We start from the raw sequence: 22,024 nt of genomic DNA, 5'->3' as shown, positions 1-22,024 counted from the left end.
TACGTGGCTGCCATCGATCCTCAGGATCAGCTCAAGGAGCTCGACGCGACACTGTCCGGCATCGAGCAGGTGCTGGACATCCCCGCCATGGAGCGGGACATCGCCGGGCTGCGCGAGCAGTCGGCCGATCCCGAGCTCTGGAACGACCAGGAACGGGCCCAGGTGGTGACGCGCAAGCTGTCCCACCTCGAGGCCGAGCACAACCGGGTCACCGCCCTGCGCCAGCGCCTCGAGGACGTCGTGACCCTCTACGAGCTGGCCGGCGAGATGGACGACGCCGACACCCGGGACGAGGCCGACACCGAGCTCGCCGCCGTGCACAAGGCGATCCAGCAGCTCGAGGTCCGCACCCTGATGTCCGGCGAGTACGACGCGCGTGAGGCCCTGGTCACCATCAACGCCCAGGCGGGCGGGGTGGACGCGGCCGACTGGGCGCAGCAGCTCCAGCGCATGTACATGCGCTGGGCCGAGCGCCACAACTACCCGACCGAGATCTACGAGACGTCCTTCGCCGAAGAGGCGGGCATCAAGTCCACCACCTTCGTGGTGAAGGCCCCCTACGCGTACGGCACCCTGCGCGGCGAGCACGGCACGCACCGGCTCGTCCGCATCTCCCCCTTCGACAACCAGGGCCGTCGCCAGACCTCGTTCGCGGGGCTGGACGTCGTCCCGGTCGTGGAGCAGAGCGACCACGTCGACATCGACGAGAGCGACCTGCGCATCGACGTGTACCGGTCGTCCGGGCCGGGCGGCCAGGGCGTGAACACCACCGACTCGGCGGTCCGGATCACCCACCTGCCGAGCGGCATCGTGGTGTCCTGCCAGAACGAGCGGTCGCAGCTGCAGAACAAGGCGACCGCGATGAACGTCCTGCAGGCCAAGCTGCTGGAGCGCAAGCGCCAGGAGGAGGCCGAGAAGATGGCCTCGCTGCGCGGCGAGGGCACCAGCTCGTGGGGCACCCAGATCCGCAACTACGTCCTGCACCCGTACCAGATCGTGAAGGACCTGCGCACCGGCGTCGAGGTCGGCAACCCGACGGCTGTGCTGGACGGCGACATCGACGAGTTCATCGAGGCCGAGATCCGCTGGATGCGGCAGCAGGAGTCCGAGGCCGCCGCCTCCTGACCCCTGCGCCGCCGCCTCCGGCGTGCCGCGCTGAGGCCTTTCGGCCCCGTCCCCTGAGGGGGCGGGGCCTTTTTTCACCCCACGAAGCGGGCATCCGTCTCATAGCGCATTCGGAGCGTGACGTTGTCGTGACTCTGCGATGATGTTGGGTAGAAGGTTTCTCCACTCCCCTCGGGGGCCGCCATGCTCGCTGGCCAGTACCGTCCCGTCGCCTCCCGGCGCCGCCACGCCGCGTCGTCTCCCGGCCAGGTGGCCGAAACCTCCGTAGCCGCCGGGGTTGTCGCCCGTGCCTTCGTCGCGCGTGGACGCGTCGGGGCGCTGGCGGTGTCGCTGCTGGTCGGAGTGCCTCTCGCGGCGGGATGCGGAGGTCCGGACGCCGGTGCGAGCGGAGCTCCCTCGCTGACGCGGGAGCAGGCCCGCGAGACCGTGGCGACCTACGCGACCACCGTTGGGCAGGCAGGGGACACGCTGGACGCGTCGCTCCTGCCGAAGGCGGAGGCCGACCCCCAGCTCGCCATGGACACGGCCGCCGTGAAGCTGCGCCGCGTCACGAAGGCCAGGACAGGGGTGCTGAAGCTGTCGCACGTCCGCGTCGCCGTTCCGCGCCTGGCCGCGTATCCGCACTGGTTCGCGGCCGAGGCGGTCAGCGGGTCCGGGAAGGACGCCCTGCGGCACGCCATGGTGTTCACCCAGGAGAAGGCGGGCGCGCCCTGGCTGCTGGCAGCCGATCCGTTCCCCACCGACACCCTGTTCTCCCGCGTCGCCCTGGACGGCCACGGCTACGCGAAGGCCGTCGCGGTGTCCGGCGGCGGGCTCGTGATCGCCCCGGACAGGATGGCCGAAGTCCACTCCGCCCTGCTCAACGACGGCCCGAGGGCCGCCGGGGCGGACCGGCTGGCCCCCGGCCCGAAGACCACCGAGGCGTTCACCGCGCTGCGGAAGGCCGAGGCGGGCCTCCGGCAGGACGGCATCACCCTGGAGTCGCGGTTCTCGCCCGCTCCCGCCCAGGTCTTCGCGCTGCGCACCCAGGACGGCGGGGCGCTGGTCTGGTACGTCCTCAAGCAGAACGAGGCGTATTCCGCGACGAAGAAGGGGAAGCTCACCGTTACGGGCGACCTTGTCGGGCTCGCCCCGCCGTCGTCCGTCTCGACCCGCATGACCACCACCGTGCTGATCCAGTACCTCGCGTCCGTCCCGGCCAAGGGCACGGCGAGCGTGACCGGGATGTACCGGAAGGCCGTGGCCGCAACCGGCCATTGAGACCCCGTCGGGGCCGGTGCGCTCCGCTCTTCCTGACCGCTGCAGCGGTCCCGCACCGGCCCCCGACGGTCTACGACTGGGGCGCGATCCTGGTCGTCGCGACGATCTCGCCGAGGCGTTCCAGCGTGGCGACGTGGCCGTCGAGGTACTCGGCGCGCGTCCTACCTGGCAGGACGGCCGTGATCTCGCCGTCGCGGACGCTCCAGGCCGGGATCTCGCTGTCCAGATGGGCCTGGACGGCCGTCTCCCGGAGCCGTCCGCGCGCCTCGGGCGGCTCCACCTCGAACCTCGCGTCGAAGGCGTCCGCGTCGGTGGCGTTGCGGGCGAGCGACCCCATCAGCTTCGCGCCGAGGCCCCGCTCCCGGACCTCCATGTCGGGCGTGCCGTCCTCGGCCTGGACGGTCAGCACGGTCAGGTGGTAGGTGGCGGTCTCGCCGCGTTCGGCCCCGTCGGCGGCGGCGACCGTCCTGCGGACGTCGTAGGAGCCGCAGGCGATCGTGGCGTCCCGCTCGCCGACCCGGCCCCCGAGCAGGAGGCCGAGTCTCAGGTTCTCGTGGGGAGGACGGCCCCGCCAGGGGGGCCGGAGGTTCTCGTCGGCGAACGCCCAGCCGTGCGCGTCCGCCCATTCCCGCACTCCGCGCAGCCGGGCCTTCTCGCCCCGGCTCTGCGCGTACGCCATGCCGCCCGCCGCCGCGAAGATCACGATCGCCGCCACGGCCGCCGCGAGGACCAGTTGGGTACCAGACACGCGTCCTCCCCTTTACCTTGTCGGACGAGGGGCGGCCGAATCCAGTTCCGGTCAGAACCGGTGCCCGAGCAACTCGGCGAGCCTGCGAACGGTGCCGAGATGTTCGTCCAGGTCGCAGGGGTGGAGCGCAGTGTGCCGGACGACCATCAGCTCCCCCTGCCGCAGGCTCCAGAGCGGCAGGTCGTCGTCGAGGTGGGCGCGGATGAGGTCGGACGAGAGGTAGTCGCGGGCGGTCTCCGGGGCGTCCGACTCGACCTGGAAGCGCGCGTCGAACCGTCCGTCGCCGCTCTCCACGGCCGTCCCGTGCCCGAACGCGCGCATCAGGCGTGATCCCACGCCGCGCGGCTTGACCTCCATGTCGGGCCGTCCGCCGTCCATCCGGACGACGAGGACGGTGAGGTGGTTCGTCATGGTCTCGGTGCGCTTGTCGCCGTTGGCGTCCGTGACGACGCGCCGGGTCGGGTACGTGCCGTGGCCGAGGGACACGGGCAGCCCGCCGACGTCCCCGGTGAGCAGCTCGCGGACGCGGAATCCGTCGCGTCCGACCTGCCCGCGCCAGGGAACCCTCAGATCACCCTCGGCGAAGTTCCAGCGGTGCTCGGCCGCCCAGTCGCGCAGGGCCCGGAGGCGCTCGTCCTCGTCGGCACGCTTCTCGCGGGAGGCGCCGACCGCGACCAGCACGATCGCGGCGACGAGCACGATCCCGAGTACCACCATCCCCGCCACGCGGCTCCTTCCCGTCCCCCGTCGGACGCGACGTCCGGGACGCCGGTTCCGCTTGACCAGTTTTGCCCCGATCCAGCACCCTCAACACCATGATCACCATTCGGCCCGGAGACTCCGGGGACATCACGGCCGTCCTCGGCCTGTTCGACCGCGCGGTGGAGTGGCTCGTCGCGCGCGGCCAGATCGGTCAGTGGGGGGACGAGCCCTGGACGGGAAACCCGCAGCGCGAGGGCCTTGTCGAACGGCTGGCCGCGTCCGGCGGCCTGCGTGTCGCCATGTTGGACGGGGCGGCCGTGGGCGCCGTCAATCTGGGCTCGGCACCGGGATACGTCTCCCCCGCGACCGTTTCCGAGCTCTATATCGAGGCCCTGGTCACCGACCGTCGCCACAAGGGCGCGGGCATCGGCACCGCCCTTCTGGAACGTGCCAGGGAGGAGGGCGTCGCCCAGGGCGTCACCCAGCTTCGCGTGGACTGCTGGGCGGGCGCCGATGGTGAACTCGTCCGTTATTACGAAAGCCAGGGATTCGTCCGGGACGCCGAATTCGTCGTCGCCGACCATCCCCGTGGGCCGTGGCATGGGCAGGTTCTCGTCCAGCCACTTCAATGACCGGGGGCCTCAGGGCCTTTCGGTACTGGCGATCACGTTGTCCGGGACGTCGAGCCAGATGGTCTGCTCCTCCGCGGTCACGGTGATGCCGTAACGGGTGAAGTCGGGAGCGCCGGATCTGATCCAGCGCTCCACGGCGTCGAACCCGGCGCGCGGGAGAACGCGCTGGTCGCGGAGGGGCATGAAGAACGCCTGGGCGATGAAGCGTCCCTCGGCGGTGCCGTCCGCCTTCACGACGAACCGGGCGAGCCGTCCGTCCGGGTGGACGGTCTCGGCCCACGGCACGAGGATCACACCGCCCGGACGCGTCTGCTCGACCCACGCGTACGGGACGGTGTGCGCCGCCGCCGTGACGATGACGGCGTCGTAGGGGGCCGCGGGCGCGTAGCCGTCCTTCCCGCTCCCGGTGATCACCCGGACCGGGTACCCGGCCCGCTCCAGGGCGGACCGGGCGTGGGCGGCGAGCTCCTCGTCGATCTCGACGCTGACGACGTTGTCGCTGCCCAGCAGGTACGCGAGCAGGGCGGCGTTGTAGCCGGTCCCCGTCCCGATCTCCAGCGCCCTCATCCCGCGCTCGAGGCCCAGCATCCCGATCATCTCGACCATGAGCGACGGCTGGCTGCTGGAGCTGGTGGACTCCATGCCCTGCCCGGTGGCCGGATCGCACAGGTCGGGCGGAAGCGTGGGGTCGGGCCGGACCTGGACGACGACCGGCTCGTCCAGCTGGACCTGCTCCTGCCACAGCTCGGGGGCGTCCTTCCTGTTCAGCGGCACCAGGTGGCCGTGCTCGCCGCGCACGAAGATCTCGTCGGGGATGAACTCCTCCCGCCGGACCGCCATGATCGCGTCGCCGGGATCCACCGTTCGCCCAGGACGCATGGCCTCCACATCCCGTCGCCGCCGTCCGGATTCCGGGCCGGTCCCGCCGATCGCCGCCAGGAACGGCCCCTTCTTTCTTCCTACCCATTCCCACCTCCTTTCGTGACCGAGCGTGAGCGGCGATCGGGCGGCCCTTTCCGCTATTCCTTCCGCAGGAGTTCGAACCAGACCGTCGTCCTGGAACGTTCCGCCGACCAGCCCCAGTCGGCGGCCAGCACGGCGACCATGAGAAGGCCCCGGCCGGACTCCTGCCAGTCGGACGACTCGACCAGATGTGGGACGGTCCGCGCTCCCCCGTCGTCGGTCACCTCGACCCGCAGGCAGTCGTCCCGGACGAGCAGGCGCACGTCGACGCCCCCGCCGCGACGCCCCGACGCGGTGTACCGGACGGCGTTCGTCAGCACCTCGGACGCGAGCAGTTCGAGATCGTCCAGGTCGACGCCCCAGTCATGCGACTCCGCGACCCCCCGTAGAGCGCGCCTGGCCTCGCCGATGTCCAGCCGCCGGCCCGTCCCGCCGACCAGCCGGAGCGCCGGGCAGCCACCGTCCGGACCGCCCACCGGTCCGGGCGCGAGGTGGCCGCCGGTCACCGCCGCACCGCCGCGATTCGCTCCGCAGCGCAGGACGCGTCGCCCTCGATGGCCGCGGCCTGCTGATCGCCATCCCATCGAAACAGCCACTGCCCCGCTCCGTCCTCCATGGCGAGCACCGCCACCCGCCGTCCACTCACCCTCGCCCGGACGAACAGGACGGGCTCACCGTCCCCGGGAAACGCCAGCCACGACCCGCATCCGAGGCCCCGCAGATCCACCATGAGCCCGCTCAGCAGCACCCACCGCTGCATCGTCCGGGAACGCTCCCGAATCGCATGCACCCCGTCGGCCATCCCCGATCACGCCTTTCCCCCCGACATTCGGACTCTTCGCGTTCGCCTGCGCACCATCGGTGACCAATGGCACGCTATGCAAAGACTGCTTATACGGAGCGCAACATGCAAGTAATGCAAAGGCATTGACCGCACTCGGTGATCAGAGTGTCACCGGCAGGTCACCCTCCGTGCGGCCGGAAGGAGCGAACATGCCGAGTCGCAAACCCGTCCTCACCATCCGCCTCCGCCGCCTCGCCGCCGAGTTGCGCCGGCTGCGGAAGGACGCCGGCCTCACCAGGGACGAGGTCACCCGGCACACGGCGCTGAACCCGGCCACGCTCTGGCGCATCGAGACCGCCAAGACCCGTCCTCAGGCACGTACCCTCAAAACCCTGCTCGATCTCTACGGCGCCCCCGAGGACCAGCGTGACGAGCTGACCGTCCTGCTCAGGGAGTCGGCCCAACGCGGCTGGGCCCATACCATCGGCTCCGAACTCCCCGAGCGTTACGCCGCCTACATCGAGTTCGAGTGCTCGGCCAGCCGGATCTCCAACTTCGAGTGCGCCTTCGTCCCCGGACTCCTCCAGACCGAGGAGTACGCCCGCGCGACGATCGGGGGCTGCCGTCCGGGGATGACGGAGGACGAGGTCGATCACCGGGTCGAGGCGCGGATCCGGCGTCAGGAGCTCCTCACGGCGGACGGCCCGCTGGAGCTGCGGGCCATCCTCGACGAGGCCGCCCTCCGCCGCCGGGTCGGCGGAACCGGGACGATGGCCCGGCAGGCGGAACACCTCCTCCTGGCCGCCGAACTACACAACGTCACCCTTCAAGTCGTGCCGTTCGACGCCGGGGCGCACCCGGGCATGATGGGCTCCTTCGTCGTCATGGACTTCCCCGCGGACGTCGGCGTGCGCGTCGCCTACCTCGACGGCCAGGTCGGCGACTTCTTCCTCGAGGAGGAGGCCGACGTCCAACGCTATAGCCTGGCGTTCGAGCACCTCCGCACGGCGGCGCTCAGCCCTCGCGCGTCGACCGCGCTGATCGCGGAGGTCGCCAGGGATTCCCGAGTCTGAAGGGAAGTCATGGACACCCCCCACCCCCCGTCCGCCCTCCACTGGCGAAAGTCCCGCCACAGCAGCCCGGAGGGCCAGTGCGTCGAGGTCGCCGGGACGATCCGGGGACTCGCGATCCGCGACAGCAAGGACCCGAACGGCCCCCGCCTCGTTCTCGCGCGTGAGTTCTGGGACGCCCTGAGCATGGCGATCAAGTCCCGATAGCCGCAAAACGCCGAGGCCCCCGTCCGAAGAGGGACGGGGGCCTCGGTGGGCGCCTGGTTAGAGGGCGCTGGTGCTGGCCAGGGTGCGGATGGCGCCCAGGGCGACCGACAGGGTCGCCAGGTCGAAGCTGTCGCTCTCCCAGATCTCGGTCAGCGTCTGCTGGGCCCGGGTGACGGCCGTGCGGTTCTTCTCGGCCCAGGCGGCGAGGCGCTCCTCCGGACGGGTGCCGGAGGCCGAGGTGACCAGGACGTCACGGGTGAGCGCGGCGTGCGCGGAGTACAGGTCGTCCCGCAGGGCGGACCGGGCCATGGAGCGCCAGCGGTCGTCGCGCGGGAGGGCGATGATGCGCTCGCGCAGCCGGGTGATGTCGAGGCGGTCGGCCAGGTCGAAGTAGACCTCGGCGACCTCCTCGACCTGACGGCCGGTGTCCTTGGCGATCGTGACCAGGTCGAACGTGGAGAAGGCCGGGACGAACATGGCGGCCTTCTCGGCGAGCTCGTCCGGGACGCCGCGCTCGGCGAACGAGTCGCGGCGCTGCTCGAAGGCGGTGAGGTCGGGGCCCGCGAGCAGCTTGGGGAACTGCGCCGACAGGGCGACCGCGCCGCCGCCGAAGTAGTCGATCGTCTCCTGGATGTCGAACGGGGGACGCCGGTTGTGCAGCAGCCAGCGGGCGCCGCGCTCGGTGAGCTTGCGCGCCTCCAGCAGCATCGCGATCTGCGTCGACTCGTCCACCTGGTAGTCGAGCGCGTCGACCGACTCCCAGAAGCGCGGCATGTCGAAGACCTCGCGGGCGACCAGGTAGGCGCGGGCGATGTCGGAGGACGACGCGCCGGTCTCCTCGTTCAGCCGGAACACGAACGTGGTGCCCGAGTTGTTGATCACGTCGTTCACCACGGCGGTGGTGATGATCTCGCGGCGCAGCGGGTGCCGGTCCATGTGCTCGCGGAACCGCTCGCGCAGCGGGGTCGGGAAGTAGTCGACCAGCCAGGACGCCAGGTAGGGGTCGTCCGGCAGGCCGTTGGCGATCAGCTCGCCGTCCAGGGTGAGCTTGGCGTAGGCGAGCAGCACCGAGAACTCCGGGCCGGTCAGGCCGAGCCCGGCCTGGCGGCGCTCGGCCAGCGCCTTGTCGTCCGGCAGGAACTCAAGGCGCCGCTTGAGCTTGCCGTCCCGCTCCAGTTTCCGCAGGTAGCGGGCGTGGACGTGGAGCATGGACGGGGCCTGCGCGCGGGACGCGGCCAGCACCACGTTCTGCGCGTAGTTGTCGCGCAGCACCAGCGAGCCGACCTCGTCGGTCATCTCGTAGAGCAGGGTGTCGCGCTGCTTACGGGTGAGCTCGCCGTCCCGCACGACCTGGTCGAGCAGGATCTTGATGTTGACCTCGTGGTCGGAGGTGTCCACACCGGCCGAGTTGTCGATGAAGTCGGTGTTGACCAGGCCGCCCGCGCGGGCGAACTCGATCCGGCCGAGCTGGGTCAGGCCGAGGTTGCCGCCCTCGCCGACGACCTTGCAGCGCAGGTCGGCGCCGTCCACCCGGACGAGGTCGTTGGCCTTGTCGCCGACGTCGGCGTTGTTCTCGGTGGACGCCTTGACGTAGGTCCCGATGCCGCCGTTCCAGAGCAGGTCGACCGGCGCGCACAGGGCGGCGTGGATCAGCTCGTACGGGGTCATCGACAGCACGCCCTCGGCGATGCCGAGCGCCCGCCGCATCTCCGGTGTGATCTTGATGGACTTGGCGGTGCGCGGGAACACGCCGCCGCCCTTGGAGATCAGGGACGCGTCGTAGTCGGCCCACGAGCTGCGCGGCAGCGCGAACAGCCGGTGCCGCTCGGCGAACGAGCGGGCGGCGTCCGGGTCGGGGTCGATGAAGATGTGCCGGTGGTCGAACGCCGCGACCAGGCGCGTGTGCTCGCTCAGCAGCATGCCGTTGCCGAACACGTCGCCGGACATGTCGCCGATGCCGACGGCCGTGAAGTCCTCGTTCTGGACGTCCTTGCCCAGCGAGCGGAAGTGGTACTTGACCGACTCCCACGCGCCGCGCGCGGTGATGCCCATCGCCTTGTGGTCGTAGCCGATCGAGCCGCCGGACGCGAACGCGTCGCCGAGCCAGAAGTCGTACTCGGCGGCGACGCCGTTGGCGATGTCGGAGAACGTCGCGGTGCCCTTGTCGGCCGCGACGACCAGGTAGGTGTCGTCGCCGTCGTGCCGGACGACGTCCGCCGGCGGAACGACCTTGCCGTCCACCAGGTTGTCGGTGAGGTCGAGCAGGCCGGAGATGAACTCCTTGTAGCAGGCGATGCCGGCCTTCATGAACGCCTCGCGGTCGGAGGAGCCCGGCAGCTGCTTGCCGACGAACCCGCCCTTCGCCCCGGCCGGGACGATCACGGTGTTCTTCACCGCCTGCGCCTTGACCAGCCCGAGGATCTCGGTGCGGAAGTCCTCGCGCCGGTCGGACCAGCGCAGGCCACCACGCGCGACGGACCCGAACCGCAGGTGGACGCCCTCGACCCGCGGCGAGTACACGAAGATCTCGAACTTGGGCCGCGGGAGCGGCAGGTCCGGGATGCCCTCGGGGTCGAACTTCAGCGCCAGGTACGGCTTGCGCTGGTAGTGGTTGGTGCGCAGGGTCGCCTGGACCATCGCGAGGTAGGCGCGCAGGATGCGGTCCTCGTCGAGGCTGGCGACCTCGTCCAGGCGGCCGGTGAGCTCCTCGGTGATGCCCTCGGAGCGCTCGGCCTCGCCGCCGGCCAGGGCCGGGTCGAGCCGCGACTCCCACAGCCGGACGAGCAGCCGGGTGATGCCGGGGTTCCGCAGCAGCACGCCCTCGATGTAGCGCTTGGAGAAGGACGTCCCGGTCTGCCGCAGGTACATCGCGTAGGCGCGCAGGATCATCGCCTGCCGCCAGTTCAGCCCGGTGTGCAGGACGAGGGCGTTGAACCCGTCGTTCTCGATGTCGCCGCGCCACAGCGCCTCGAAGGCGTCCTGGAACAGCGCCCTGACGTCGTCCTCGGCGACGTCGGCGGCGGGCTCGTAGCGCAGGCCGAGGTCGTAGATCCAGTACCGGCGGCCCTCGGGGGTGTTGATCTCGTACGGCCGCTCGTCCACCACCTCGACGCCCATGTTGGACAGCAGCGGCAGCACCCGGGTCAGCGAGATCGGCTCGCCCAGGCGGTAGATCTTCAGGCGGCGCTCGCCCGGCTCGGCCCGGTACGGCTCGTACAGGTTGATCGAGGTGCCGTCGGCCACGTCCGGGTCGGCGCCGAGCGCGTCCAGGCGGCGCAGGTCGTGCACCGCGGTGCGGGCCGGGAAGTCGGCCTTGTAGCCCTCGGGGAACGCGTCGCCGTAGCGGCGGGTGAGCTCGCCCGCCTTCTCCTCGCCGCACTGCTCGACGATCGCGTCGGACAGGTCGTCGGCCCAGGAGCGGGTGGCGGCGGCGAGCCGGGACTCCAGCTCGTCGACGTCCACGTCCGGCAGCGGACGGCCGCGCTCGCCGCGCACGACCACGTGCAGGCGGGCGAGCAGCGACTCGGTGACGTTGGCGCTGTAGTCGACCGCGACACCGTCGAAGGCGCCGCGCAGGATCTCCTGGATGCGCAGCCGGATCTTGGTGGTGTAGCGGTCCCGGGGGAGGTACACCATGCAGGACATGAAGCGCCCGTAGGCGTCCTTGCGCAGGAACAGCTTGAGCTGGCGGCGCTCGCGCAGCCGCAGCACGCCGAGCGCGATCGGGAGCAGCTCGTCGGCGGAGATCTGGAACAGCTCGTCGCGCGGGTAGGTCTCCAGGATCTCGACGAGGTCCTGGCCGTCGTAGCTGCCGGGGGTGAAGCCGCCGAGCTCGAGGACCTGGTCGAGCTTGCGCTTCAGCACCGGGATGTGCGCGATGGACTCGCTGTAGGCGACGTGCGTGAACAGGCCGAGGAACCGGCGCTCGCCGATGACCTCGCCGTTCTCGTCGAACTTCTTGACGCCGATGTAGTCCAGGTACAGCGGGCGGTGGACGGTCGAGCGCGAGTTCGCCTTGGTGACGATCAGCAGCTTCTTCTCGGTGGCCTTCGCGCGCACCTCGGGGGGCAGCGCGGCGAAGCCGCCGGACTCGGGCTTGTCGCTGCGCAGGATGCCGAGGCCGGTGCCCGGGACGGGCCGCAGCGCGGTGCCGTCGTCGGTCAGCGTGTAGTCGCGGTAGCCGAGGAAGGTGAAGTGGCCGTCGGCGAGCCAGTCGAGCAGCTCGACGGTCTCGGCGCGCTCGCCCTCGGGGACGGGCGGCGGCGTGTGCCCGGTCAGCTCGGCGATCTCGTTGGCCCGGGCCCGCATCTTCGGCTCGTCCTCGACCGAGACGCGCACATCCTGCAGGACGCGCTGGAGGTCGTCCTCGAGCTCCTCCAGCCGGGCGCGGTCGGCGGTCCGGTCGATCTCGATGTGGATCCAGGACTCGTCGACGTCGGTGGGGCTCTCCAGGACGGAGCGGAACCCGTGCAGGTGCCCGGCGACGTCCCGGTCCACCCCGAGCTGCGGGTGGACGATCATGTGGGTGGCGTAGTGGTGCCGGTTCAGCTCCATCGTCACCGAGTCCACCAGGAACGGCATGTCGTCGGTGACCACCTGCACGACGGTGTGCCCGGGGTCCCAGCCCTGCTCGTCCAGCGTGGGGGTGAAGACGCGGACCTTGGCCCGGCCCTGCGGCCGCTCCTCGCCGAGGACCCGGTGCGCCATCGCCGGACCGCAGATGTCGGAGGGATCGCGGTCGAGCAGGTCCTCCGGCGCCACGTGGCGGTAGTACAGCCGGAGGTAGGCGACCGCGTCGTCGAGATCATCCCCCCGCGAACCCGAGCCTTGGAGACAGGTCTCCGCCGCCCTCCTCAACAGGTCGTCCTTGGCCTGGTCGAGCTTGCCGCCCATCAAACAACTCCCGAAGAAGAGACCTCGCCACTCCGTTGTGGCGCTGCTCACTTGCGTCAGCGTAGCCAGGAATGACCAAAAAGCCGACTTGGGCAGCGCCGTTCCGACGCGCCGTTCACCTGGCGGTTCCATGGCGGAGGTCACGGTGGTTTCCGGCCGCGTTCGGCCGGCTGTGAGCGCGTCCGCGAGGTCGTCGCGAACGCCGTCTCCAGCGGCTTCCAGCCTACGGCGCGGCGTCCCGGCGCGCCGTGGACACACGCAACACGCCGGTGCCGGGCGACCTCCCGGCGACCGCCCCGAACAAGATCGTCGCAGCGCATGGCCGGGTCCGGCCGCCCCGAACGTGGCGAAGATCACGTTTGGGGCGCCCCGAAGCACGTTTCGGGAACCGGCGGCGGTACGACCGGTCGCCTTTGACCACGACCGACCAACGGGTCGTCGCGAGATCAGCCGATCGGGGGCGGCGGTCAGCCGGTCAGCGCAGCCTCAGCCGCTCAGCCGGGCCGGACGGCCGAGGCAGACGGTCGGCCAGCCGGAGGCGGCGGGCAGCCGGTCGGGACGGCGGGCGGCCGGACGGGCAGGCGGGCGGGGGTCAGCTGGTGGGGGCGGGCTGGGCCTGGGAGCCGGTGCCGGACGGCGAGTCGGACGGCTTGGCCGGTGGCTCCGTGGTCGTCGGAGGCGGCGACTCCGGCTTCGTCGGCGTGCCGGAGTGCGTCGGAGCGCTGGTCGGTGTGTCCGTGGGCGTCGTCGGCGGCGGGCTGGACGGCCCGGTCGACGGCGGCGTCGAGGGCCCGGTGGGGCCGTCGGTCGGGGTCTCGGTCTCCGAGGACGTCGGGGTGGGGCTGTGCCTGCTCGGCAGCCTGTTCGGCAGGGACGGGCCGGTTCCGCTGGTGTCGGTCGTGACCGGCTGCTGGTCGTTGTCGCCGACCTTCTGCGTGGCCTGGCCCTTGTCGCCCGGAGCCAGCGCGAGGACGGCCGAGACGATGACCACGGCGATCAGCGCGGCGGCGGCGCCCGCGAGCGCGGCGGTGCGGCCGGTGCCCAACCGCTTGGCGAAGGGGGGCCGCCGGAGCGTTCCGCCCTTCGGCTGCGTGATGTGTGCGTCGGACGCCCCGACGCCCTGCGTCCGCTCGGCCTCGGCGGCGGCGCGCTCCCGGGCGGCGAACTCGGCCGGGCTCGGAAGGCGGTCCGGGCCGTCCTGGGGCGGGATCTGCTCCGCGGCGGCGGCACGCACCGGGTTCGGGCCCGTGCGGCGGCGGCCGAAGCGGCGGCGGCTGCGCTCGTTCTCCTCGGCGAAGTCGGCGGCGACGACGCTGCCCGCGGCGAGGATCGAGGTCTCGTCGGACGGCTCGGGCACGGCCGGGACGGGCGTGGCCTGGGTGCTGTGGTCCTCGTGGCCGAGCAGGCGCATGAGGACCTGGCGGGCGTGCGGACGGGCCGCCGGGTCCTTGGCGAGGCAGTCGGTGACCAGGTCGCGCAGCGGGCCCTCGAGGTCGCCGAGCTCCGGCTCCTCGTGCAGGATCCGGTTGATCACGGCGGGAATGGTGTCCTGCCCGAAGGGCGGCGCGCCGGTCGCGGCGAACGCCACGGTCGCGGCCCAGCAGAACACGTCGGCGGGCGTGCCCGCGCCCTCGGCCCGGATCTGCTCGGGCGCCATGTAGGACGGGGTGCCGATCACCTTGCTGGTGAGGGTGGTGGAGCCGCTGATCGCGCGGGCGACGCCGAAGTCGATGACGCGCGGGCCGTCCGGGCCGATCAGCACGTTGTGCGGCTTGAAGTCGCGGTGGACGATGTCGCCCTGGTGGATGGCGGCGAGCGCGGTCGCGGTGCCGACCGCCAGGCGCTCCAGCGGCGCGCCCCCCAGCGGGCCCTCGTCCAGGACGAGCTGGTTCAGGGACGGGCCGGGCACGTACTCGCTGACGATGTAGGGCCGGTCGCCGGTCGCGTCGGCGTCGATGACCTGCGCGGTGCAGAACGGGGCGACCCGCTTGGCGACGTCGAGCTCGCGCAGGAACCGGGCGCGGGCCCGGTCGTCGGAGGTGAGGTCGGAGTGCAGCAGCTTGACCGCGACACGGCGTCCGTCCTCGGCGGTGGCCAGGAAGACCGTGCCCTGCCCGCCCTCCCCGATCCGGCCGATCAGGGCGTACTGTCCCAGCCGCTCCGGGTCTCCGGACCGCAGCGCCCCAACCTCCATGTCGCGAGACCGTCCCTCTCGTGTTGTCGTCGGACCGAACCGTCCTGGAGCCGCGCGGCGTTCCCCGTCAGCCGCCGCCCGGAACCCGGCCCCCACCGGCCGACGATCACGGGCCGCGACCGCGCGGTGAGCCACCGGTGACAGTGGGACGCCCAGGTGCGCGGGGAGGTTCACCCGTCCCTGCGACCTTACGACGCGATCTGACCCGACACGCCGCATCGGACGGGTTCGGTCGCCTCAAGCCTAGTGGGAAGGGGCGCGTCGCGATACCACACAATCCCGGCGGCGACCCACATACCCCCTGGTGAGAACCCTGTTTTCGAAGAAATTCGCGAGTGTGAGCGACACGGCCGGGGTATCGGAACGCCTGACGATCTTGCAAGGAGGTACGACAGGTATGTCCATCCCCTTAAAGGCCGTGACCGGCGCGGTCCCGCTCACCGTGTCCCTGACGCTCGCGCTCGGGACCGGAGTGGCCGAGGCCAGGCCCGTCCCGGCAGGGAACGGCGAGGCGACCGCGAGTCCGGAGCAGTCGGCGCCGATGCGACCCGCTCCACGGCGGCCGGCCGACCGGCCGGGCCAGGAACGATCGACATCGGGGCAATCCGCACTGCAACCATCTCTTCCGGGGCAGTTCGCGCGTGTCGTGAACCCCGCGCTCGTCGCGGACCCCGCGCTCGTCGCGGACCCGGGCACCGACCCGGCACGGGCCGATGAGCCAGAGCTCCTGCCCGGAGCGGAGGCGGCGTTCAGCGCCGCCCGCACCCGGCAGATCGCGAGCACGGGAAAGGCCGTGCAATCCGACCAGGCCGCGGCCCCAGAACAGGCCGCGAGCCCAGAACAGGCCGCGGGCCCGGCACAGGGCGCGAGCCCGGCACAGGCTGCGGGCCCGGAACAAGGCGCGGCCCCGGAACAGGCCGCAGGCCCGGCACAGGGCGCGAGCCCGGAGCAGGGTGCGCAGGCCGTTCAGACCGTACAGATCGTGCGTGGCGACCAGGCCGTGCGCCCCGGAGAGGCCGTGCGGACGGATCAGGCCGCGCGGACTCAGGAGAGTGCGCGAGGGGTTCAGGCCGCGCAGAAGGGACAGGCCGGGCAGGCCGTCCAGGCCGGGCAGGGACGGTCCCTGCACAGCCGGGTGGGACGAGCCGAGCTCGGAGCGCGCAGGGTGGCCGTGCAGCGGCGGGCGGCTCTCAGGCAGCGCGCCAGGATGGCGCGGCGCTGGGAGGCGCGCGCGGCGCGGGCCGTGGACTACGCGACGCGGCAGCTCGGACGTCCCTACGTGTGGGGCGGTAGCGGGCGTGGCGGGTTCGACTGCTCGGGGCTGACCCAGCAGGCGTGGAAGCACGCCGGGGTCCGGATCCCGCGCATCGCGTCGGAGCAGTTCCGGCGCGTCCGGCCGCACGTGTCGGCCGACCGGCTCAAGCCCGGGGACCTGGTGTTCTTCCACGGGCTCGGGCACGTCGGGATCTACGCGGGCCGCGGGTGGTTCATCCACTCGCCGCACTCCGGGAAGGTCGTGACGTTCCAGCGGCTGCGCGGCTGGTACCGGGCGCAGTTCGCCGGGGCGGCGCGTCCCGGCTGGAAGGCTCTGCCGCCACTGCCGGCGACCCTTCCGTGATCATTCGTCCCTGACCGTTCGTCATCGTCCGGTCCGCGGCGCGCCCTGGGAGAGTCCCGGCGGCGCGCCGCGGCCGGTGATCCGATAATCGAGCCCATGACCTTCCTGGACGGACGGCGCGTCTACACCCGCGCGGACCTGATGGCCGAGCACGGCATCGGGCGCAGCACGCTGGAGAAGTGGTACCGGGAGCGCGCCGCCAACGGCCATCCGGAGCCCGTCGGGACGGTCGGCTCGCAGAAGGCGTGGGACGCCGAGGCGTGGGACGCGTGGCACGCGTCGCGGACGTCCGAGGACATCCCGGACGGCCTGATCACCCGCGACGAGCTCGGCGCGAGGCACGGCCTGAGCAGGCACCGGCTGAAGCAGCTGTGGAGCGAGCGGGTCGACAACGGCCATCCCGCCCCGGCGCGTCAGGTCGGCAAGGCGCTGTACTGGGACGACGCCGAATGGTCCGCCTGGTACGCCGAGTACTCGGCGAAGGCGGCGCGGCCGGAGGAGAGCCCGGACGACCTGGTGACGCTCGCCGAGGCGGCCCGGATCCTCGGGCTGGCCCAGTCGAGCGCCACCGTCTATGCGAAGCGTCCTCCGGCGGGCTGGCCCACACCCGCGCGCGAGGAGCGGCTGGGCGGCGGACGCGTCCGCCGCCTCTACAGGCGTTCCGACGTCCTCGCCTACGGCGAGGGACGTCAGAAGTGAGCCGGCGTCAGCTGTCCTGGGTGTAGTACTTCAGGACCTCTGGGTTCGCCATGGCGCCCACGTTGGCGGCCTGCTCGACCGGCGTCCCCTGGAGGATCTTGCGGACCGGCACCTCGAGCTTCTTCCCGGACAGCGTGCGCGGGACGCCCGGGACGACGTGGAACTCGTCCGGGACGTGCCGGGGCGACAGCGCGGACCGGATCTCGCGCTTCAGCCGGGCGGCCAGCTCGTCGGTGAACTCCTGTCCCTCGGCCATCTGGACGTACAGCAGGAGGCGGCCCTCCTGGCCGAGGCGTCCGGTGTCGATGACGAGGCTGTCGGCGATCTCGTCGAACGCCTCGACGACCCGGTAGAAGTCGGCGGTGCCCATCCGGATCCCGCCGCGGTTCAGCGTGGAGTCGGAGCGTCCGTAGATCACGCAGCCGCCGTCCGGGCGGACCTTGAGCCAGTCGCCGTGCCGCCACACGCCCGGGAACATGTCGAAGTAGGACTCGCGGTAGCGGTGCCCGTCCTCGTCGTTCCAGAAGAACACCGGCATGCACGGCATCGGCTCGGTCAGGACGAGCTCGCCGACCTCGTCGATGACGGGCTCGCCCTTCTCGCTGAACGCCTCGATCTTCGCGCCGAGGCCGCGGCACTGGAGCACCCCGGCGTACAGCGGCAGGACCGGGGACGGGCCGATGAAGCCGGTGCAGACGTCCGTCCCGCCGGAGAAGGAGCCGACGAGCAGGTCCTCGCCGACCGACTCGTACACCCAGGCGAAGCCCTCGGGCGGCAGCGGCGAGCCGGTCGAGCCGATGCCGCGCAGCCGCGACAGGTCGTACCTCTCGCCCGGCTTCCGGTTCAGCTTCATCGACGCGGTGATGTAGGGCGCGCCGACGCCCATGTAGGTCACGCCGTTGTCGGCGGCGAGCTTCCACAGGTCGCCGGGCGCGCCGTCGTACATCACCACCGTGGCGCCGACCAGCAGGCCGCCGACCAGGTAGTTCCACATCATCCAGCCGGTGGTGGTGTACCAGAAGAAGACGTCGCCGGGGCCGAGGTCCTGGTGGAAGGACAGCGCCTTGAGGTGCTCCAGGACGATCCCGCCGTGCCCGTGGACGATCGGCTTCGGCAGCCCGGTCGTGCCGGACGAGTAGACGACCCACAGCGGGTGGTCGAACGGGACGTCCTCGAACTCCAGCTCCGCGCCCGCCTTGGGCAGGTCGGCGTAGGACATCCCGGCGCGCAGGCCGTCCGGGGCGGACGCAGGGTCCAGGTACGGGATGAGGATGGTCGAGGTGACCGTGGGCAGCGCGGCCTCGATGTCGCGGATGACGTCGCGGCGGTCGAAGCGGCGGTCGTTGTAGGCGTACCCGTCCACCGCGATCAGGACCTTCGGCTCGATCTGCGCGAACCGGTCGATCACCGAGGAGGCCCCGAAGTCCGGCGAGCAGGACGACCAGACCGCGCCCAGCGAGGCCGCGGCCAGGAAGCAGACCAGCGCCTCGGGGATGTTCGGGACGTACGCCGCGACGCGGTCGCCGCGTCCGACGCCGAGCTCGGCCAGGCCCGCGCGGACCTGGGCCACGTGCTCGGCCAGGGCGCGGCGGCTGATCACCCGGTGGCCGCCCGCCTCGGACCGGAAGATCACGGCGGCGTCCTCCGGGTCTCCCGGAGCGAGCTGGAGGACGTTCCGCGCGTAGTTCAGGGTCGCGCCGGGGTACCAGCGCAGGCCGTCCACCGGCATCGGCCCGCCGGAGCGGACCGGGCCCTCACCACGCTCGCCGAGGACGCCGAAGTACTCCCAGATCGAGTCCCAGAAGGCGTCGATCTCGGCCGTGGACCACTTCCAGAGATCCGCGTAGGACTCGGTCGCGACGCCCCTGTCCCTCAGCCAGTTCCGGTAGTGGGTCACACGCGCGTCGGCCACCACCCCTTCGGACGGCCGCCAGAGCGGAAGACCCTCGGGCACCTGCTGGGACATGCGAAAACTCCCCTCCAGCCCCGCCACCTGGCGGGGGCGTACCCCAGGATCGGACCCCGGAACCGTCCGGCGCAACCCTCACGACCTCGGACGATTCCCCTGCGAGGGTGTGGACGGCCCACATATCCGGGGCTCAGGTGCGTCGGCCGACCCCATGACGCCACATCAGCGGAGGTTCAGGCGGATTCTGGACGGCGAGGCGGATTCTGGAGGGTCAGGCGGATCCGGTGAGCTCCACGACGGCGCGGATGACCGCGTCGGTGTCGGTCAGATCGGACAGGACGGCGTCGGCCCCCGCAGAGCGCAGCTCGGCAGCCGTGGCGCTGCCGGTGGCGACGGCGATGATCGGGGACCGGGCGATGTGCGCGGCCTGGATGTCGCGGGGGTGGTCGGCGAGGTAGACCGTCTGCTTCTCACCGAACGTCGCGTCATGCCGATCCCCCGCGCGCGTGCGCGCGAGCTCCAGCAGAGCCGCCTTGGAGTAGACGCCGTTCTCGTAGCCGCCCGCTACGAGATCCAGGAAGCCGGCCAGGCCCAGCTCGCTCAGCTTCAGCTCCGCGTTCGGCTGGATCGCCCCCGTGAGGACGGACTGGACGGTGCCCGGCAGCCGGGACAGCGCGGTCACGGCCTCGTGCGCGCCCGGGAGGACGCGTCCGTGCGTGGTGAGGTCGGCGCGGCGGGCCGCGAACGCCTCGGTCAGGGCGGCGACGAACGCGGGGAGATGATCGTCGGTCGTGACGATGTCGTTGAACGCCAGCGTCTCGAAGATGATCTCCGACTCGGTGCGTCCGGGGGTGGGAGCGAGCCGGACCAGGGGACGGCCCGTGGTGCGCCGGAACGCCTCGGCGTAGGCGTCCCGGGTGACCCGCCCGACATCCACGAGAGTGTGGTCCACGTTCCAGAGCACCAGGCGGTTCGTCGTACGCATGGGCGCGAGGTTAGCCGAACGTGGTCACCGTGGACACCGGGCTTCCGAGCACGTCGTAGGACACCTGGCCGCGCGCTCCGGGCGCGAACGTCGCCAGGTAGGTGTTGATGCGCAGGACGTCCCCGGGACGGCGGCTCCCCGACGTCGTGCCGACCACCTCGACGGTGCGCCGCTCCCCCGCCTCCAGCGTCGGGAAGCTGCAGATCACCCGCTCGACCCGGTGGCAGGACGGATCGCTCACCGACTCGACGCGCATGGCCGTCCCGGCGCGTCCGCCGACGATCTTCTCGCTGCGCGCGACCAGGCCCCGGACGGGACGGTCACCGGCGTTGGCGACGGTGAAGGCGTAGCTGTACCGGCCGCCCGCCGTCAGCCGGTCGGCGCCGACGGCGCGCGCCGCCGGATCGGCGGACACCCTCAGGTGCGAGGCGGCCTGCGCGGCGTCCACCGGGCCCTGCCCGCGCTCGTCCCAGGGGGTGGTGAGGACGGCCGCCAGCCCCGCGACCGCCAGCCCGGCGAGCGCCGCCCCCGCAGCTCGCCGCACAACACCCCCTGGATCCGCGTTTTACCAGCTCAATGGCTATATCTTACCCGTCAGCCCATGTGCGGATAACGGTGGTCGACGGGCGGGACGAGGGTCTCCTTGAGCGCCCGCGCGCTCACCCAGCGGGTCAGGTTGAGGATCGATCCGGCCTTGTCGTCGGTGCCGCTCGCGCGCGCCCCGCCGAACGGCTGCTGCCCGACCACGGCCCCGGTCGGCTTGTCGTTGATGTAGAAGTTGCCCGCCGCGAACCTGAGCCGCTCCGTCGCCGCCGCGATGGCCGCGCGGTCCTGCGCGACGATCGCCCCGGTGAGCCCGTACGGCGCGACGCCCTCCATCTGCCGCAGCATCGCGTCGTAGTCGCCGTCCTCGTACACGTGGACGCCGAGGATCGGGCCGAAGTACTCGGTCGTGAAGATCTCGTCGTCGGGATCGGCGCAGGTCAGGATGGTCGGCTGGACGAACCAGCCCTCCGAGTCGTCCGCGCGTCCCCCGGTCACGACCTCGATCGCGCCGGACGCGCGGGCCCGGTCGAGCGCGGCGGTGTGCTTGGCGAACGCCCGCTCGTCGATCACCGCGCCCATGAACAGGTTCAGGTCCTCGGCGACGTTCCCCATGGTCAGCGACTCGACCTGGGCGACGAAGTCGTCCCTCATCCGGGTCCAGAGCGACCGCGGGACGTAGGCGCGCGAGGCCGCCGAGCACTTCTGCCCCTGGTACTCGAACGCGCCCCTGACCAGGGCGGTCTTCAGGACGTCCACATCGCCGGACGGGTGCGCGACCACGAAGTCCTTGCCGCCCGTCTCGCCGACCAGGCGCGGGTAGGCGCGGTAGTCGGCGATGTTCTGCCCGACCGTCCGCCACAGGTGCTGGAACGTGCGGGTGCTGCCGGTGAAGTGGATCCCGGCGAGGTCCGGATGGTCGAGCGCGACCTCCGAGACGGCCGCGCCGTCCCCGGTGACCAGGTTGATCACCCCCGGCGGCAGCCCGGCCGCCTCCAGCAGCCGCAGGGTGTGGTGCGCGGCGAGCTGCTGTGTCGGCGACGGCTTCCACACCACCGTGTTGCCCATCAGCGCGGGCGAGGTCGGCAGGTTCCCCGCGATCGCGGTGAAGTTGAACGGCGTGATCGCGAGGACGAACCCCTCCAGCGGCCGGTACTCCATCCGGTTCCACACGCCCGGCGAGCTGATCGGCTGGGTCGCCAGCAGCTCCCGCGCGAACGCCACGTTGAACCGCCAGAAGTCGATCAGCTCGACGGCCGAGTCGATCTCCGCCTGCTGCACCGACTTGGACTGGCCGAGCATCGTCGCCGCGTTCAGCGTCGCCCGCCACGGCCCGGACAGCAGGTCCGCCGCCTTCAGGAAGACCGCCGCGCGGTCCTCGAACGCCAGCGCCCGCCACGCGGGGGCCGCCTCGCGGGCGGCGTCCACGGCGGCGCGCACGTCGGCGGGCGTCGCGTTGCCCATCGTGCCGAGGACGTGTGCCCGGCGGTGCGGTTCCACGACCGGGATCGGCTCACCGCCGCCGAGCCGCCGCTCACCGCCGATCGTCATGGTCAGCTCGGCGTGCTCGCCGCCGAGCTCCTTGATCCGCGCCTCCAGCGCGGCCCGCTCCGGACTCCCCGGCGCGTGCCCCTTCACCGGCTCGTTCACCGGGACCGGCACGTTCGTGACGGCGTCCATGGAAAACTCCCT

At 71.8% G+C, this 22,024-nt stretch carries 18 protein-coding genes; 7 read left to right on the top strand and 11 right to left on the bottom strand.

Annotated features, from left to right (window positions below):
* Positions 1-3: 3 nt before the first annotated feature.
* Together prfB and P696_RS0133425 are read left to right on the top strand one after the other, a co-directional pair.
* Positions 4-1,125 (top strand): peptide chain release factor 2, encoded by a 1,122-nt coding sequence (prfB, locus tag P696_RS0133430; protein WP_026415742.1) that lies wholly within the window; start codon positions 4-6, stop codon positions 1,123-1,125.
* Between the two features lie 183 nt (positions 1,126-1,308).
* Positions 1,309-2,385, top strand: coding sequence for a DUF8094 domain-containing protein (locus P696_RS0133425; protein ID WP_245627910.1), 1,077 nt, complete (start codon positions 1,309-1,311; stop codon positions 2,383-2,385).
* Positions 2,386-2,455: 70 nt separating this feature from the next.
* Here P696_RS0133425 and P696_RS0133420 read toward each other — a convergent pair whose 3' ends face one another.
* The gene (locus P696_RS0133420; RefSeq protein ID WP_026415740.1) at positions 2,456-3,133 is read right to left on the bottom strand and encodes a hypothetical protein; all 678 of its coding nucleotides are present in this window, start codon (positions 3,131-3,133) and stop codon (positions 2,456-2,458) included.
* A gap of 51 nt (positions 3,134-3,184) precedes the next feature.
* Complete coding sequence (locus P696_RS0133415) at positions 3,185-3,859, bottom strand: hypothetical protein (protein ID WP_157430078.1); 675 nt, start codon at positions 3,857-3,859, stop codon at positions 3,185-3,187.
* An 89-nt stretch (positions 3,860-3,948) separates the two neighbouring features.
* On the opposite strand from P696_RS0133415, the gene P696_RS0133410 reads away from it, so the two are divergent.
* Positions 3,949-4,467 (top strand): GNAT family N-acetyltransferase, encoded by a 519-nt coding sequence (locus P696_RS0133410; RefSeq protein WP_034488256.1) that lies wholly within the window; start codon positions 3,949-3,951, stop codon positions 4,465-4,467.
* 9 nt (positions 4,468-4,476) lie between these two features.
* Here P696_RS0133410 and P696_RS0133405 read toward each other — a convergent pair whose 3' ends face one another.
* From P696_RS0133405 to P696_RS57115, 3 genes are all read right to left on the bottom strand, one after another.
* On the bottom strand, positions 4,477-5,346 hold the full coding sequence (locus P696_RS0133405; RefSeq protein ID WP_245627909.1) for a methyltransferase domain-containing protein: 870 nt from the start codon (positions 5,344-5,346) through the stop codon (positions 4,477-4,479).
* A 140-nt stretch (positions 5,347-5,486) separates the two neighbouring features.
* Complete coding sequence (locus P696_RS0133400) at positions 5,487-5,936, bottom strand: ATP-binding protein (RefSeq protein ID WP_051468460.1); 450 nt, start codon at positions 5,934-5,936, stop codon at positions 5,487-5,489.
* Positions 5,933-6,232 carry a hypothetical protein gene (locus tag P696_RS57115; RefSeq protein ID WP_026415735.1) on the bottom strand — a complete coding sequence of 100 codons (300 nt, stop codon included), beginning with the start codon at positions 6,230-6,232 and terminating at the stop codon, positions 5,933-5,935. The genes P696_RS0133400 and P696_RS57115 overlap by 4 nt, the downstream gene beginning before the upstream one ends.
* A 191-nt stretch (positions 6,233-6,423) precedes the next feature.
* Between P696_RS57115 and P696_RS0133390 the strand changes: the two genes are divergently transcribed.
* Together P696_RS0133390 and P696_RS0133385 are read left to right on the top strand one after the other, a co-directional pair.
* Positions 6,424-7,287, top strand: coding sequence for a helix-turn-helix domain-containing protein (locus tag P696_RS0133390; RefSeq protein ID WP_034488254.1), 864 nt, complete (start codon positions 6,424-6,426; stop codon positions 7,285-7,287).
* A 9-nt stretch (positions 7,288-7,296) separates the two neighbouring features.
* Positions 7,297-7,491, top strand: a complete 195-nt coding sequence (locus P696_RS0133385) for a DUF397 domain-containing protein (RefSeq protein ID WP_026415733.1) — start codon at positions 7,297-7,299, stop codon at positions 7,489-7,491.
* A 57-nt stretch (positions 7,492-7,548) separates the two neighbouring features.
* Here the strand turns inward: P696_RS0133385 and P696_RS0133380 are convergent, their stop codons facing one another.
* Complete coding sequence (locus tag P696_RS0133380; RefSeq protein ID WP_026415732.1) at positions 7,549-12,384, bottom strand: NAD-glutamate dehydrogenase; 4,836 nt, start codon at positions 12,382-12,384, stop codon at positions 7,549-7,551.
* A gap of 592 nt (positions 12,385-12,976) precedes the next feature.
* Positions 12,977-14,578: a serine/threonine-protein kinase gene (locus tag P696_RS53225; RefSeq protein WP_064744175.1), complete on the bottom strand. Its 1,602-nt coding sequence runs from the start codon at positions 14,576-14,578 to the stop codon at positions 12,977-12,979.
* A 397-nt stretch (positions 14,579-14,975) separates the two neighbouring features.
* Here P696_RS53225 and P696_RS58930 point away from each other — a divergent pair, with 397 nt between their 5' ends.
* Complete coding sequence (locus P696_RS58930) at positions 14,976-16,196, top strand: C40 family peptidase (RefSeq protein ID WP_051468459.1); 1,221 nt, start codon at positions 14,976-14,978, stop codon at positions 16,194-16,196.
* Positions 16,197-16,292: 96 nt separating this feature from the next.
* A complete protein-coding gene (locus P696_RS0133365) occupies positions 16,293-16,895 on the top strand; it encodes a hypothetical protein (RefSeq protein ID WP_026415731.1) in 603 nt (200 codons plus the stop codon).
* Between the two features lie 7 nt (positions 16,896-16,902).
* On the opposite strand, the gene P696_RS0133360 is transcribed toward P696_RS0133365, so the two are convergent.
* The 4 genes from P696_RS0133360 to pruA all read right to left on the bottom strand — a co-directional run bounded on the left by P696_RS0133360 (position 16,903) and on the right by pruA (position 22,012).
* Positions 16,903-18,861, bottom strand: a complete 1,959-nt coding sequence (locus P696_RS0133360; RefSeq protein ID WP_026415730.1) for an acetoacetate--CoA ligase — start codon at positions 18,859-18,861, stop codon at positions 16,903-16,905.
* Between the two features lie 214 nt (positions 18,862-19,075).
* On the bottom strand, positions 19,076-19,789 hold the full coding sequence (locus tag P696_RS0133355) for an HAD family hydrolase (protein WP_026415729.1): 714 nt from the start codon (positions 19,787-19,789) through the stop codon (positions 19,076-19,078).
* A 10-nt stretch (positions 19,790-19,799) separates the two neighbouring features.
* Positions 19,800-20,333 (bottom strand): hypothetical protein, encoded by a 534-nt coding sequence (locus P696_RS0133350; RefSeq protein ID WP_026415728.1) that lies wholly within the window; start codon positions 20,331-20,333, stop codon positions 19,800-19,802.
* A gap of 50 nt (positions 20,334-20,383) precedes the next feature.
* Positions 20,384-22,012 carry an L-glutamate gamma-semialdehyde dehydrogenase gene (gene pruA / locus P696_RS0133345; RefSeq protein ID WP_026415727.1) on the bottom strand — a complete coding sequence of 543 codons (1,629 nt, stop codon included), beginning with the start codon at positions 22,010-22,012 and terminating at the stop codon, positions 20,384-20,386.
* Positions 22,013-22,024: the final 12 nt, after the last annotated feature.

Origin of the sequence: Actinomadura oligospora ATCC 43269, assembly GCF_000518265.1 — a bacterium.
GTDB classification, from domain to species: domain Bacteria; phylum Actinomycetota; class Actinomycetes; order Streptosporangiales; family Streptosporangiaceae; genus Spirillospora; species Spirillospora oligospora.
Note: the sequence above shows the minus strand (reverse complement) of the source record. Positions and strands in the feature narration are given on the sequence as shown.

Coding starts and splice junctions, on each gene's coding strand:
- P696_RS0133425 (WP_245627910.1), top strand. CDS start 1,309: ATGCTCGCTGGCCAGTACCGTCCCGTCGCCTCCCGGCGCCGCCACGCC.
- P696_RS0133410 (WP_034488256.1), top strand. CDS start 3,949: ATGATCACCATTCGGCCCGGAGACTCCGGGGACATCACGGCCGTCCTC.
- P696_RS0133405 (WP_245627909.1), bottom strand. CDS start 5,346: ATGCGTCCTGGGCGAACGGTGGATCCCGGCGACGCGATCATGGCGGTC.
- P696_RS57115 (WP_026415735.1), bottom strand. CDS start 6,232: ATGGCCGACGGGGTGCATGCGATTCGGGAGCGTTCCCGGACGATGCAG.
- P696_RS0133390 (WP_034488254.1), top strand. CDS start 6,424: ATGCCGAGTCGCAAACCCGTCCTCACCATCCGCCTCCGCCGCCTCGCC.
- P696_RS0133385 (WP_026415733.1), top strand. CDS start 7,297: ATGGACACCCCCCACCCCCCGTCCGCCCTCCACTGGCGAAAGTCCCGC.
- P696_RS0133380 (WP_026415732.1), bottom strand. CDS start 12,384: ATGGGCGGCAAGCTCGACCAGGCCAAGGACGACCTGTTGAGGAGGGCG.
- P696_RS53225 (WP_064744175.1), bottom strand. CDS start 14,578: ATGGAGGTTGGGGCGCTGCGGTCCGGAGACCCGGAGCGGCTGGGACAG.
- P696_RS58930 (WP_051468459.1), top strand. CDS start 14,976: ATGTCCATCCCCTTAAAGGCCGTGACCGGCGCGGTCCCGCTCACCGTG.
- P696_RS0133365 (WP_026415731.1), top strand. CDS start 16,293: ATGACCTTCCTGGACGGACGGCGCGTCTACACCCGCGCGGACCTGATG.
- P696_RS0133360 (WP_026415730.1), bottom strand. CDS start 18,861: ATGTCCCAGCAGGTGCCCGAGGGTCTTCCGCTCTGGCGGCCGTCCGAA.
- P696_RS0133355 (WP_026415729.1), bottom strand. CDS start 19,789: ATGCGTACGACGAACCGCCTGGTGCTCTGGAACGTGGACCACACTCTC.
- pruA (WP_026415727.1), bottom strand. CDS start 22,012: ATGGACGCCGTCACGAACGTGCCGGTCCCGGTGAACGAGCCGGTGAAG.